We start from the raw sequence: 12,891 nt of genomic DNA on the forward strand, positions 1-12,891 counted from the left end.
ACGCGGCGTCGCTGCGTCAGCCTTTCGGCCATTGCGCAAGATTCCCCACTGCTGCCTCCCGTAGGAGTCTGGGCCGTATCTCAGTCCCAATGTGGCTGGCCATCCTCTCAGACCAGCTACCCGTCGTCGCCTTGGTGAGCCGTGACCTCACCAACTAGCTGATAGGCCGCGAGCCCCTCGATGTCCCCCGGAGGTTTCCTCTCCAGTCGATGCCGACCAGAGAGCGTATGCGGTATTACCCGGCCGTTGGGCCGGCTATCCCCCAGACATCGGCAGGTTGCTCACGTGTTACGCACCCGTTCGCCGGTTGCCCTTGCGGGCCCCCGTGACTTGCATGTGTTAAGCACGCCGCCAGCGTTCGTCCTGAGCCAGGATCAAACTCTCCAATGAGTTCGAAATAGCTCCTCGAAAACGCTGCCCACGCTGTCGCGCAGACAGCGTGTCCGAATCACAGAATGTTCAGTTTGAACTCTCCCCGGTGCCCCTGAACGGGACCGGCTCAATGAGTTCGCCTCGCACATCCATCTTCCCAATTCAATTATCAATCAGCTTGTTTGCCGCCAGTTGGCGACAGCCTCCAATTATAACCAGACTACCCAGCGTCCGTCAAGCGTTGGAAACAACTTTTCCTGCTGTCTGCCAACCGCCAATCGAGGCCTTCCTCCGCCCTCAATCCGCCGGTCTCATGCGCCGTGTAGGAATCGAACCTACAACCTAGTGATTAAGAGTCACTTGCTCTGCCAATTGAGCTAACGGCGCGTCGTTGCTTCGTCTGGCCCCATGGCGCGCCCAACGGGACGATCCCGCAACATCGCTCAGAAATTTCGTGCCCCTCACCCCCGCTCAACGCCCCCTCGACCCAACAAAACGCGATCCGCACGAGAGCCGTCGTCACGCACCACCCGCCCTCACGGTACCCGTCGCCGAACCGGACCCGTCACAGCTTGGAGAGAACTTGCAGCGCGAGAGTCTTCTCCATGGCCTCCACCTTGTTCGTCGGAAAGTCGCCGTACATCGCGACCTTGAACGCAACACTCCCCTTCGCCACGTTGAGCGCCGTGTAGCTGCTTGCCATGACGGTGTAATAGGCATCGTCCCCGATGCCGCTGGCCGCCGTCACGGAACTCTTCACCTTCAACCTAGGCATCATCTGGTCCATCGTCCGCTTCGCGACCGCATACCGCGGCCCCAGCTGGAAGCTGAGGGTCAGGTATTGGACGCGTCTCGCGGAATCGCCCGGCAAGGCCCACGTGCACGTCTTCACGTACTCTGGAGTCGTGTGCGTACCAGCCCCCACGGCGACGCCGAGGACGCTGGTCAACTGTGCTTGCGTGAGAAACAGACAGGCATCGTCAGGCGGCGCGGCGCTCACGGATGCCGCCGTGGCAGCACCGAAAACGAAAATCGCGCCTGCGAGTGCTGGGAGGCTGGGTCCAAGACGCATGTCGAAAGCCTCCTTCGCAGGGTGGGGTGCCGATCTCACTCCCGAGTGTTCGCGAACCACTGCCAAACATGAACGGGAACTGCCGCATTCTCACATCAAGAAATCACGTCTACCGTAACCGAAAACAGACCGCGCAAAGCATGGTGCGCCAGGAGGGAATCGAACCCCCGACCTACAGCTTAGAAGGCTGTTGCTCTATCCAACTGAGCTACTGGCGCTTCGTCCGCAAGGAGGACCATCTGCGACGCCTTCCCTAGGTCGGGGCGCCCGGATTTGAACCGGGGACCTCCTGCTCCCAAAGCAGGCGCGATACCAGGCTACGCTACGCCCCGCGAGCCCATAATTCTAGACGCGCCGCCAACCCCAGTCAACCGCGTTCCGCGAGCGAGAGCAACAACTGCGCGATCGCCCGGCCGCGATGACTCACTGCCGCCTTCTCCTCGCGCGACACTAATGAAAACGCCCGACCCAGTTCGGCGCTGATGAAGTACGGATCGTAGCCGAACCCAGCGTCGCCGCCGGCGCGCCGTTCGCCGATCACCCCAAGCGTTTCGCCGCGCGCCACCACCTCGCGAACTCCATCCCAGAACACCGCCACGCACACGTACTGCGCCCGACGATCCGTCGCTCCACGCAGCCGTGCCAACAGTAACGCGTTGTTCGCCTCGTCGAGAGCACGGCCGCTCAGGTCGTCCCGGCCGCTCCACCGCTTGCTCCGCACCCCCGGTTCCCCTCCCAGCACCGCCACTTCGAGTCCCGAATCCTCCGCCACGACGGCCATGCCGCCGCTCCTAGCCCAGAAATAGCGCGCTTTGGCCCGCGCGTTCTCCTCGAACGTGTCGAACACTTCGAGGCCCGCTTCGTCGGGTGAGTGGGCCACTCCTGCCTCGGCCAGATCGCGCACCGTCCAGCCGGCCGCCGCGAACATCGGCCGCAATTCGCGCAGCTTTCCCTCACTCCGCGTGGCCAATAGCACCACGCGTGGCGTCACGCGCCCAGGGCCCGTCGCTGCGCTGCGTCGAGCTTGCGAATGCCCTGTTCGGCGAGCGCCAGCATCTGGTCGAGTTGTCGCCGGTCGAACGTGCGTTTCTCGCCCGTGCCCTGCACCTCCACGAACTCGCCGGCGCTGCTCATGACGACGTTCATGTCCACTTCGGCCGCCACGTCCTCCCGGTACTCGAGATCGAGCCGCGCCGCACCGCCCACCACCCCGACGCTCACGGCGGCCACACGGCGCCGCACGGGGGATTCCGCGAGCTTGTCCGTGGCCACCATCCAGGCGAACGCATCGGTAACGGCGACGCACGCACCGGTAATCGCCGCCGTGCGCGTGCCGCCGTCGGCCTGCAGCACGTCGCAGTCCACGTGCACCGTGTACTCGCCGAACACGAACCCGTCGAGCATCGCACGCACGCTGCGTCCGATGAGGCGCTGGATCTCCTGCGTCCGACCGCCGAGTTGCGACCGCTCGCGTGGGCTGCGGGTGTGGGTGGCGCGCGGCAACATGGCGTATTCGGCGGTGATCCAACCGAGGCCGCTACCCCTGCGCCAGGCCGGCACGCCCGGTTCGACCGAGGCCGTGCACAGGACGCGCGTGCCACCGAACGCGGCCAGGCACGAGCCCTCGGCGTACGCCGACGCCTGCCGCTCGAGCGACACCGGGCGCATCTCGTCGTCGGCGCGCCCATGGCGCGAGGGCGCTGTGTGATCAGCCACGCATTTTCTCGATGAGGGAAGTGGTAGAGTGACCCGGCGTGAGCGGGATAACCACGACGTCGCCGCCGCGCGCGCGTACGTCGGGCGCGCCGACGATGGTCGCTTCGGTATAATCACCGCCCTTGACGAGGACGTCGGGTTCGAGCGCGCGAATGAGCTCGAGCGGCGTATCCTCCGTGAACACCACGACCGCGTCGACGGGCGCGAGCGCCGCGAGGACGTACGCGCGCTCGGCCTGGCCACGCACCGGGCGCCCGGGCCCTTTCAGCCTACGCACCGACGCGTCGGCGTTGAGGCCCACGACCAGCGCATCGCCCTGGCGGCGTGCGCCCAGCAGGAGGTCGACGTGGCCGGGATGCAAGAGGTCGAACACCCCGTTGGTGAAGACGACGCGTCCCGGCACGGAGCGCCGCCACGCCCGCGCCCCCTCCCACGACATGATGCGCGCGGCGGGCGGCGATGCGTCGCTCAATACGTATCCTCGGCGTGGGGATGGAAGGAGAAGGCGCGCACGGTGAGCGGCAGTTCGATGAGCTCGGTGTAATCCGCAAAGATCTTGATCGTCCGATCGCGAGGGTCGCGCTCGATCGAGATGTTCTTGGCGTCCTCGGGCAGATCAAGCGAGTCGGCCTGGAGCCAGAGGTGGGCGAGGATGAGCGAGTCGGGACGGACACTGTTGAAGCGGAGTTCCTGCTTCATGGCGTCCTCGTATTGGTAGAACTGCCAATACGCCTCCCCGATATTGAGGCCGAAGTAGATGCCGGCCGCCAAGAGGAGCAGCATGAACAGGCAGCCCAGCGAGCTACGCCCCGCGCGGGCGTTCACCATTGCGATTGCGCCCCTTCGACGATCGCGTCGACGAGGTGTTGGATGGCTTCCTTGCGCCCATCCGCTTCGGCGCGCTCGGCGTACTCGCCCGACGCGCTCAACCCCTTCTGGCTCCACAGCGTCTTACCAGTCTTCTGGTCGACGATCTGGATGTCGAGCGTGATCTGCAGCTTGCGCCGGGCGGAGACCGCCTGGTTGGGATTCGCGCTGAACGACACCGGCACGTCGGCCTGGTAGTCGGTGATCGTGCCGCTGACGACGGCGTCGGCGCGGGCCTCCGGCGCCTCGCGCACGCCCAGCCGTTTGCCAAGCTGTGCGCGCATCGCGTCGAATAGCTCGCGCTGCACATCGGGAGATGCAGTGCTGTTGTCCAGGGGAAGCACGGCCATCGTTTTGATTGCCGGAGGGAAAGTCCCTTGCGAGAAACCGTAATGCACCCCGCACGCGCCGAGCACGACGAGAGGAAGCAAAAGGTTAAGGAAACGTCCACAACGTGGCATCGAATGGTCCGGTGTCATCCGACGTAATGATGACGAGATCGAAGGTGCGGCGGTCACTTTCATTATGATAGCGGATATGCCCGTCGGATGTCCGCGTGACCCATTCTCGTACCCGCCCGCCGTCCACGCGTTCGAGGCGGCGAAGCTGGCCCTGGTCAAACGTGACCCGCCACTGGACCGGGTGGCCGAGATCGGCAGTGAGGGTGGTGCCCCGAATCCGCGCATCGGTATCGGGGACGGTCGGCAGGGCGAGCCGCCCCAACGCGGCCCAGAGGAGTGGTGCTGGCGGCATGAAGGGAGCGGCGCCCGGACCACCCGGCGGCAACCGGAGTTGGTCGCCGATGAGGACGGCGGCGCCGCTCCCCATGCCGTCCGCGAGGAAGAAGTCGAGCCGTGCGCTGTCGGGCGGGGCCAGCCGCGCTGCACCCTCGCCACGCGCCACGATGTTGGCGTCGGTCATCTCCCATCGGAATACGACCTTGCGGTGGCGAGGGCCCAGCGTAGTGGCGGGAAAGCGCGCCGGCGCCGGGACCCCGGCGAGTGGCGCGAGCCGGGGGGCACAACCAGCGACGGCGAGGAGCGCCGCCGCGTGGACCGACCGGCTACAGCGCCGACTGCAGATGCGCACGGAATTCGGGCGGGAGCGCCGAGGGACGCCCCGCGCGGTCGAGCGAAACGAGTGAGATCCGCGCGGACACCAGGCGGGCTCCGGTGTCCGCGTTCGCGATCTGATAGTCGAAGCTGATCGCTCGCGACCGCACTTCGGCGAGGCGCGTCTCGATGCGAATACGCTCGTCGTAGCGGGCGGAACCGTGATACCGCACCGTCGCTTCGGAGACGGCCAGTGAGACGCCGCGGCGCTCCAGCTCCGCGTAGCTCACCCCGAAGTGCCGGATGAAATCGGTGCGTCCGATCTCGCACCAGACCAAGTAGTTGGCGTGGTAGACGACGCCCATCTGGTCGGTCTCGGCGTAGCGCACGCGCAACTCGCTGACCTGGACGTGGCTCATGCGCGGCAACCGCTTCGTGTGGGTCCGGTGCGAGCGAGGATCATCTGGCGCGAACAATAGAGCGCGGGTCGGGTTTGTAAAGACACGACCGCGGCGCTAGAATCAGCGCGTGCTTCCCTCGCCCTGCTACGTGTTCTCGGACACGCACCTCGGATTTGCGCCGGCCTCGGTGGAGGGTTCGCTGCGCGCGTTCCTGCGCGGGCTGCCCGGCCGGGCCGGATCGCTGGTGATCAACGGCGATCTCTTCGAGTTCTGGTTCGAGTGGAAGCGGGTGATGCCGCGCGCGGCGTTCCGGGTGTTGGCGGCGCTGGCCGATCTGCGCGACGCCGGGATCCCGGTGCTGATGATCGCCGGCAATCACGACTGTTGGGGGGGGGAGATTCTTCGCGAAGACGTCGGCATCGATTTCCAGCTCGGGCCCTGGCGGGGCGAGTTGGCTGGGTGGCCGGCATACATCGAGCACGGCGACGGCCTGCGAGATCGCGAAGACCGCCGATACCGGGCCCTGCGTACCGTTCTGCGCAATCCGCTCGCGATCCGTGCCTTTCGCTGGATCCATCCCGACTGGGCCACGGCCCTGGCCGGCGGCAGTTCGCATGCCAGCCGGTCCTATGCCGCGCGCGACGGGGGCCGCGGGTTGCGCGCGGTGGCGCTGCGGCGATTCGCGCAGGAGCCCGGGGTGGAGCTGGTAGTGTACGGCCATTCGCACGTGGCGACGCTCGAGCGGGTGCCGTCGGGCGGGGTGTACGCAAACGCCGGATCGTGGTTGGATGCGCCGACCTTCCTGCGGGTGACGCCCGAACGCGTGGAACTGCGCCGATGGGACGGGTCAGCCGAGGGGGTGGCTCTCCACATCGTCGATCGCGCGGCCCAGGAAACGCTGCCCTAGCGCGAGGAAGCGGGACGGGTCGTCGGAGCACACGAACTGGTACGACGGCACGGCGTCGGCGGGCGCGGCGAGTTCGCGCTCCGCCAGCACATGCGCCGTCTCGGCGGCCGTCTCCCGCGCGCTGTCGATGAGTCGCACGCCGGGGCCGAGCACATCGTGGAGCAGCGGTTTGAGCAACGGGTAGTGCGTACAGCCGAGGACGAGCGTGTCGACCTGCGCGCGCATGATCGGCTCGAGGTATTCGCGCGCAATGAGACGGGTGGCGTCGCGCTCGGTCCATCCCTCCTCGACGAGGGGCACGAACAGTGGGCACGCCTGGGCTACGATCCGGGCGTCAGCGCGGAGCGCGTGGATGGCGCGTTCATACGCACCGGACCGCACCGTCCCGAGCGTGCCGATGACGCCGATGGCACCGGTGTGCGTGGCAGCGACGGCCGCGCGCGCTCCGGGCTCCACCACTCCGATCACGGGCAGCCGGCGCTCGGCGCGGAGCATGGGAAGGGCATGAGCGGTGGCGGTGTTGCAGGCCACGACGATCGCTTTCACACCGCGCGTTTCGAGAAAGTCGGTGATTTCGCGGCTGTAGCGCTGGACCGTCTCGGGGCCCTTGTTGCCGTACGGGACGCGCGCCGTGTCGCCGAAGTACACGATGCTCTCGTGCGGCAGCTGTCGCATCAGTTCGTGCACCACGGTGAGGCCGCCGATGCCGGAATCGAACACGCCGATGGGCGCGGTCTGGCTCATGGAACGCGGACGCGTACGCCGAGGTTGGCACCGCCGCCGGGCACAGCCTGCACGGTGAGTTCGGCGGGCACGTCCCAGAGATTGGCGGCGACGTAGGCGTCGATGCCGGCGAAGAGGTGGTTGGCGATGATCGCCGCCACCCAGTCTTCGACGTGCGCGCGCCGGCTGCGGACGAGGGTGGAATCGTACGGCGACCGCGCGAAGACGGGGCCGGTCTGCCCGGTGGCCGGATCCCACCACGTCTCGACGGTGCTGTCCGCGCCGGCGTTGCGGGCCTGACGCAGGTCGAACTGGGCCTGGTGCAGCATGGTCACCGCCAGCGCCTCGAAGGCTAGGAACAGGGCGGCCGCCTTGGGCCGGCCGAGCACCGTTTGCGCGTATCCGGGGAACAGGAACGAGTAGGCGAACGACCGGCCGGGCGAGAGTGGCGGGGGCAGTTCGGGCTGGGGCCCCCGCGTCGTATCCGTGCTGTGATTCGTGTCGAGTACCGTGCGGGGGATGACGATCGGCGCGCGGGCCGTGTCCGGCTTCTGGGCGCCCGCCGTCGCGGCGCCGGCGGCGACCATCGCCACGGCCACACCCGAGACCCACCGGGATCGCGCGAGGTATGTGTATATACTCATGATCGCCTGCCGGCGCGCGGTGGCGGGAGTGCATGGGAATCGAACCCACCCAACCCGACGTCGTCAGGTCGCAACAGTTTTGAAGACTGCGGAAGCCACCAGGCCCCCTCCACTCCCCCGGTCACGCGAGCACGAGCGGGCGGGCCCCCGCGGTCCGCACTTCACCGATCTCCACGGCGCCGGGCACGCGCGAAACATACTCGGCGACGCGATCCGGTGGAACGGCGACGAGGAGCCCGCCGGATGTCTGCGGATCGAGGGCAATGGCACGCAGCGCATCGCCCGCGCCATTCCATTCGACCTTATCGTGGAGAAACGCAAGATTGCGCTCGGCGCCGCCGGTGCGCACACCGCGCGTCCACGCGGCGACGGCGCCGGGAAGCGTGGGTACGGCGGCCATGTGGATGACCAGTGTGACGCCACTGGCGCGCGCGATGTGCGACGCGTGCCCGAGCAGCGCGAAGCCGGTGACGTCGGTGGCGCAACGCACACCCACGGCGAGCGCCGCGCGGCTGGCCTCGGCGTTGAGCGCCCGCATGGAATCATGGAGCGCCTCGGCCTCGTGGTCGCTCAGCTCGCCCTGCTTCTCGGCGGTGGCGAGGAGTCCGGTGCCGATGGCCTTGGTGAGGACCAGGCGGTCGCCCGGACGCGCCGCCGCGTTGGTGAGGAGCCGGTCGGGGTGCACGCGGCCGGTGACCGCCACGCCGAACTTCAGCTCCTCGTCGATGATCGTGTGGCCGCCCACGACGAAGGCGCCCGCTTCATGCACCTTGTCCTGCCCACCCCGCAGAATGCTGCCCAGCACCTCGAGGGCGAGTTTACCGGCCGGGAACCCGACAATGTTGAGCGCGGTGAGCGGCTCGCCACCCATCGCATACACGTCGGAAAGCGCGTTGGCGGCGGCAATCTGGCCGAACAGATACGGGTCGTCGACGATCGGCGCGAAGAAGTCGACGGTCTGCACCAGGGCGAGGTCGGGGGCGAGGACGAACACGCCGGCGTCGTCGAACGTTTCACGTCCCACCAACAGCCGGGGATCGCTCTGGTGCGGAACGTCTTTGAGCGCCTCCGACAGGTCGCCCAGGCCGAGCTTGGCCGCACAGCCGGCGCAGCGGGCGAACCCAGTGAGCCGCAGCAGTTCGGCGTGGGTTGTGGACGTGGTCATCGCACGGCGACGATCGCCTCGATCTCGACGAGCACGTTCCGCGGGAGCGCGGAGACCTGGACTGTCGAGCGAGCCGGCCGCGCCTCGCCGAGGGCGCGGGCGTAGGCGTCGTTCACGAGGGGAAAGTCGCTCATGTCGTGGAGGAATACCGTAGTCTTCACGACATCGTTCCACGTCGCGCCGGCGGCGGTAAGAATGGCCTGCAGGTTGGCGAGGACGCGCTCCGTCTGCGCGACGACGTCACCGGCCACGACCTGTCCGGTGGCCGGATCGATGGCGATCTGGCCGGCGGTAAACAGGAACCCGTTGTGGGTCACACCCTGGGAGTACGGGCCAATGGCCGCCGGGGCCTTGTCCGTGTGCAGCGTGGTCGGCATGCGAGGGATCTCCGAACGGTCGGCCGGCACGGGGCCGGCGAATGGGTCGAGACGAGGACGAACGCCGGGAACCTACTCAGGCGATACCCGGAATCGCCAGGCCGAACAGTCGCGCCGCGTTGCGCGTGACGACCGTTCCGAGCCCAGCCGCAGCCGTGCCGCGCGCCTGCGCCACGTGGGCAAGCGTGAGGCTGACCCAGGCCGGTTCGTTGCGCTTGCCGCGATGGGGGACGGGGGCGAGGTACGGGGCGTCGGATTCGACGAGCAAGCGATCGTCGGGGACGAGTCGGATAAGGGCGTCGTCGTCCCACTTCTTGAAGGTCACGACGCCACTAAACGAGACGTACCAACCCACGGCGAGCGCCGTCTCGGCCAATCGGGGCGATCCGGTGAAACAGTGGAGGACGCCTCGCACGCCCCCTGCCCCCGCCTCCTCGACCATGGCGCGCGTGTCGTCCTCGGCCTCCCGCGTGTGTACGACGACGGGCCTGCCGAGGTCGCGGGCGAGCGCGAGCTGGGCGCCGAAAGCGCGGCGCTGCTCGTCGCGCGGCGAGTGGTCGTAGTGGTAGTCGAGGCCGCACTCGCCGATGGCGACGGCGCCCAGTTGGCATTCCCGGGCGATCTGCATCGGATCGCGGATTGGATCGAAGCCGGCGGCATCGTGCGGGTGCACGCCGGCCGTGAACCACACGAACCCGGGATGATCAGCGGCCACGGCGCGGGCGCGCTCCGCGGCCGCCAGCGATTCGCCGATGCAGATCACGGCACGTGCCCCGGCCTGGCGGGCACGGTCGATGACGGTCGAGCGATCGCCGTCGAATGCCGGATCGCCCAGATGGGCGTGGCTGTCGATGAAGTCGGCCATACCATGGCGAACCGCCGCGGCCGGCGCGGCGGTTCGGGGCGACGTCAGGAGTTGGCGCGCCGCGTGCGGGCAGCGGCCGCGGCGGCTCCACCCCGGCCCTCGACCGTCCGGGGCCACTTGGCCTCGATCCAGAGCAGCAGCGCGCCGGCCACGTAAATGGAGCTGAACGTTCCAGTGAAGATGCCGAACGCCATCAACCACGAGAACGGCCGGATGACCTCGCCCGCGAAGAAGAGCAGCGCGAGCGTGGCGGTCAGTGTCGTGACGTGGGTGAGCACCGAACGCGGCAGCGTCTCGTTGATGGCACGGTTCATCGTATCGCGCAACGGTTCCTTGCGCTGCTTGCGCAGGTCCTCGCGGACGCGGTCGAAGATGATGATCGTGTCGTTCAGCGAGTACCCGATCACGGTGAGGATTGCGGCGACCACGGTGAGCGAGATCTCCAGCCGCAGCATGGCCAGAAAGGCCAGCGTCGTGAAGATGTCGTGCGCCGTGGCGACCACGGCCGCGACGCCGAATCGCCATTCAAAGCGGATGGCGAGGTAGATCAGGGTGACGAGAAAGGAAATCGCCACCGCGATCATCGCGTTGCGCCGCAGCTCGGCGCCTACCTGGGGTCCGATGTACTGCGACTGCACCACGCGCACCTGCGAGGTATCGCCGAACTGGGTGTGCAGCGCGGCCTCGATCTGCTTGGCCGTGCTGTCGGTGGAACCGAGCGCGGCGTTGCCGACCTTGGGCTGGGCGCTGATCGTGAACATGGTCGGCGAGCCGAACTGCTGGATGGTGGATCCGCTGAAGCCGGCGCCGTCGACCGTGGAGCGAATGACGTCAGGATTGGGCGCCTTGGCGAATTCCACCTGCATGGTCGTGCCGCCGGTGAACTCGATGCCGTAGTGCGCACCGCGGATGGCAAGCGACGTGAGCCCGACGAGGATGAACGCGATGGTGATCGCGGCGGCATGCCGCCAGTACTTGATGAAGTCGTAGCTGGTGCCGTGGAGAATGCGCAGCATTTAGATGCTCAACGTCTGGGCGCCGCGCGAGCGGCTCAGCCACAGGAGGAAAAGGGTTCGCACGACGAAGATGGCGGCGACCATGGACGCCGCCACGCCCGCGATGAGCGTCACGGCGAAGCCGCGCACCGGGCCGCTGCCCCACTGATAGAGGACGGACGCGGTGAGTATGGTCGAGATGTTGGAGTCGACGATGGCGGGCATGGCGTGCCGGAAGCCTTCGTCGATGGCAGTGCGGACGGTCTTCCCCCGGTCCAACTCCTCTCGGATGCGCTCGAATACCAGCACGTTGGCGTCGACGGCGATGCCGATGGACAGCACCATGCCGGCGAGGCCCGGCATCGTGAGCACGGCATCAAAACCGGCCAGCGCGGCGAGGGTATAGAGCACGTAGACGGACAGGCCGCATACGGCCAGAAAGCCCGCGAAGCGGTAGTAGATCGTCATGATGAGCACGATCAGGATGAGCGCGATCATTCCGGCCCGGAACCCCTTGTTGATGGAGTCCTGGCCAAGCCCCGGGCCGATAACGACGGCCTCAGCGACCTTGAGCGGCACGGGAAGCGCGCCGGCCCGCAGCACGAGCGCCAGGTCCTGCGCTGCGGCGAGGTCCTTGCCGCCCAGGGTGATCTGGCCTCGCGTCCCGATGGCGCTCTGGATGACCGGCGGCTGGCCCATGACGCGGCCGTCGAGCACGATGGCCATGTAGTCACCCACATGGCGCCCGGTCTCGATGCGGAAGCGGCGGCCGCCCGCATTGTCGAGCGTGAACTCCACCACGGTACCATCGGTGGGGCTCTGGGACGGCCGTGCATCGGTGATGTCCGTACCCGTGGTGATCGCCTTGTCGTCGGTCACGTACAGTCCGCGGTACCATTCGGCGCCGTACTGCGTGGAGTCGGTGCCCCAGATGATACGCTTGCCTGGAGGGATCGCGGCCTTGATGGCCGGCATCTGCAGGTAAGCGTCGATCTCCGGCACCTTGCTGAACGGCACGAAATACTGACCGGGCATGCCGCCGGGAGAGATGGCGTTGGAGAACGCACCGCCGGTCTTGGCGCCGAGCGAGTCGACGGTTGTCGTATCGGCTGGTTTCGCGGCGACGCCCTTGCCCTTGGCCATGGCCGTGTCCCCACCCGTGAGCAGCGTCTGCAGGCCGGCGGCCCCGGAGGCGGGTTGCTGCACCGCTGGTTGGCCGGGCGCGGTCTTGGCCACCGCGGCGCCCGCGTCCCTGATGATCTGGTCGAAGCGCGGCGCCACCTTCTGCAGTGCCTGCGTCTTATCGGTGATCAGGAACTCGAGGAACGCTTGGTCCTTGACCAGCTTCTCGGCACGAGATGGATCGTCGTAGCCGGGGATCTCGACGATGATGCGGTCGTTGCCGGCCTTCTGGACCACGGATTCGGAGACGCCGAAGCCTTCGATACGCGTCCGTACGGTCTTCAGTGCGCGGTCGATGGCATCGGGGATCTTGTCGGGTGCGATGGACTGCTTGGACGTGTCGACTTCGAGCGTCAGGTGGATGCCCCCCTGCAGATCGAGCCCGCGGCGGAGGGGGATGTGGCGTTCGGTCGTGTCGTGCAGCATGCCGTCGGAACCGCGGTACTTCACCACCTGGTCGCGCGGGATGAGAAACCAGATGGACACAAGGATCGAGGCGGCAATTGTCAGCAGGCGATACTTCAGGTTCGACATGCGACGGAGGTGGGAGAAA

At 67.4% G+C, this 12,891-nt stretch carries 16 protein-coding genes, 4 tRNA genes and 1 rRNA gene; 1 reads left to right on the forward strand and 20 read right to left on the reverse strand.

Annotation, left to right across the window (positions count from 1 at the left end; translation table 11 throughout):
- From VNF92_12200 to VNF92_12255, 12 genes are all read right to left on the reverse strand, one after another.
- Positions 1-390, reverse strand: a 16S ribosomal RNA gene (locus VNF92_12200); the annotation flags it as partial.
- Positions 391-686: 296 nt separating this feature from the next.
- A tRNA-Lys gene (locus VNF92_12205) sits at positions 687-759 on the reverse strand.
- Positions 760-937: 178 nt separating this feature from the next.
- Complete coding sequence (locus tag VNF92_12210) at positions 938-1,372, reverse strand: hypothetical protein (protein HVA58641.1); 435 nt, start codon at positions 1,370-1,372, stop codon at positions 938-940.
- 213 nt (positions 1,373-1,585) lie between these two features.
- Positions 1,586-1,662: transfer RNA gene (locus VNF92_12215), tRNA-Arg, on the reverse strand.
- Between the two features lie 40 nt (positions 1,663-1,702).
- A tRNA-Pro gene (locus tag VNF92_12220) sits at positions 1,703-1,776 on the reverse strand.
- A gap of 35 nt (positions 1,777-1,811) precedes the next feature.
- Positions 1,812-2,435, reverse strand: a complete 624-nt coding sequence (locus VNF92_12225) for a non-canonical purine NTP pyrophosphatase (GenBank protein ID HVA58642.1) — start codon at positions 2,433-2,435, stop codon at positions 1,812-1,814.
- On the reverse strand, positions 2,432-3,160 hold the full coding sequence (gene rph / locus VNF92_12230) for a ribonuclease PH (protein HVA58643.1): 729 nt from the start codon (positions 3,158-3,160) through the stop codon (positions 2,432-2,434). Before rph ends, VNF92_12225 begins: the two co-directional genes overlap by 4 nt.
- Positions 3,153-3,632: a D-glycero-beta-D-manno-heptose 1-phosphate adenylyltransferase gene (rfaE2, locus tag VNF92_12235; protein ID HVA58644.1), complete on the reverse strand. Its 480-nt coding sequence runs from the start codon at positions 3,630-3,632 to the stop codon at positions 3,153-3,155. Before rfaE2 ends, rph begins: the two co-directional genes overlap by 8 nt.
- Complete coding sequence (locus VNF92_12240; protein HVA58645.1) at positions 3,629-3,988, reverse strand: hypothetical protein; 360 nt, start codon at positions 3,986-3,988, stop codon at positions 3,629-3,631. Before VNF92_12240 ends, rfaE2 begins: the two co-directional genes overlap by 4 nt.
- A complete protein-coding gene (locus VNF92_12245; GenBank protein ID HVA58646.1) occupies positions 3,982-4,377 on the reverse strand; it encodes a DUF4136 domain-containing protein in 396 nt (131 codons plus the stop codon). The genes VNF92_12240 and VNF92_12245 overlap by 7 nt, the downstream gene beginning before the upstream one ends.
- Before the next feature lie 85 nt (positions 4,378-4,462).
- Positions 4,463-4,948 carry a hypothetical protein gene (locus VNF92_12250; protein ID HVA58647.1) on the reverse strand — a complete coding sequence of 162 codons (486 nt, stop codon included), beginning with the start codon at positions 4,946-4,948 and terminating at the stop codon, positions 4,463-4,465.
- 142 nt (positions 4,949-5,090) lie between these two features.
- Complete coding sequence (locus VNF92_12255; GenBank protein ID HVA58648.1) at positions 5,091-5,498, reverse strand: thioesterase family protein; 408 nt, start codon at positions 5,496-5,498, stop codon at positions 5,091-5,093.
- 109 nt (positions 5,499-5,607) lie between these two features.
- On the opposite strand from VNF92_12255, the gene VNF92_12260 reads away from it, so the two are divergent.
- Positions 5,608-6,387, forward strand: a complete 780-nt coding sequence (locus VNF92_12260; GenBank protein ID HVA58649.1) for a UDP-2,3-diacylglucosamine diphosphatase — start codon at positions 5,608-5,610, stop codon at positions 6,385-6,387.
- On the opposite strand, the gene murI is transcribed toward VNF92_12260, so the two are convergent.
- The 8 genes from murI to secD all read right to left on the reverse strand — a co-directional run bounded on the left by murI (position 6,328) and on the right by secD (position 12,872).
- Positions 6,328-7,131: a glutamate racemase gene (gene murI, locus VNF92_12265; protein HVA58650.1), complete on the reverse strand. Its 804-nt coding sequence runs from the start codon at positions 7,129-7,131 to the stop codon at positions 6,328-6,330. The genes VNF92_12260 and murI overlap by 60 nt on opposite strands.
- Positions 7,128-7,754 (reverse strand): hypothetical protein, encoded by a 627-nt coding sequence (locus tag VNF92_12270; protein ID HVA58651.1) that lies wholly within the window; start codon positions 7,752-7,754, stop codon positions 7,128-7,130. The genes murI and VNF92_12270 overlap by 4 nt, the downstream gene beginning before the upstream one ends.
- Before the next feature lie 20 nt (positions 7,755-7,774).
- Positions 7,775-7,871: transfer RNA gene (locus tag VNF92_12275), tRNA-Sec, on the reverse strand.
- A 4-nt stretch (positions 7,872-7,875) separates the two neighbouring features.
- Positions 7,876-8,919, reverse strand: coding sequence for a selenide, water dikinase SelD (gene selD / locus VNF92_12280; protein ID HVA58652.1), 1,044 nt, complete (start codon positions 8,917-8,919; stop codon positions 7,876-7,878).
- Positions 8,916-9,296, reverse strand: coding sequence for a RidA family protein (locus tag VNF92_12285; protein ID HVA58653.1), 381 nt, complete (start codon positions 9,294-9,296; stop codon positions 8,916-8,918). Before VNF92_12285 ends, selD begins: the two co-directional genes overlap by 4 nt.
- A 76-nt stretch (positions 9,297-9,372) precedes the next feature.
- Positions 9,373-10,161: a TatD family hydrolase gene (locus tag VNF92_12290; GenBank protein HVA58654.1), complete on the reverse strand. Its 789-nt coding sequence runs from the start codon at positions 10,159-10,161 to the stop codon at positions 9,373-9,375.
- 44 nt (positions 10,162-10,205) lie between these two features.
- Positions 10,206-11,177 carry a protein translocase subunit SecF gene (secF, locus tag VNF92_12295; protein HVA58655.1) on the reverse strand — a complete coding sequence of 324 codons (972 nt, stop codon included), beginning with the start codon at positions 11,175-11,177 and terminating at the stop codon, positions 10,206-10,208.
- On the reverse strand, positions 11,178-12,872 hold the full coding sequence (secD, locus tag VNF92_12300; protein HVA58656.1) for a protein translocase subunit SecD: 1,695 nt from the start codon (positions 12,870-12,872) through the stop codon (positions 11,178-11,180).
- Positions 12,873-12,891 lie beyond the last annotated feature (19 nt).

The organism is Gemmatimonadaceae bacterium (assembly GCA_035533015.1).
GTDB lineage: Bacteria > Gemmatimonadota > Gemmatimonadetes > Gemmatimonadales > Gemmatimonadaceae > JAGWRI01.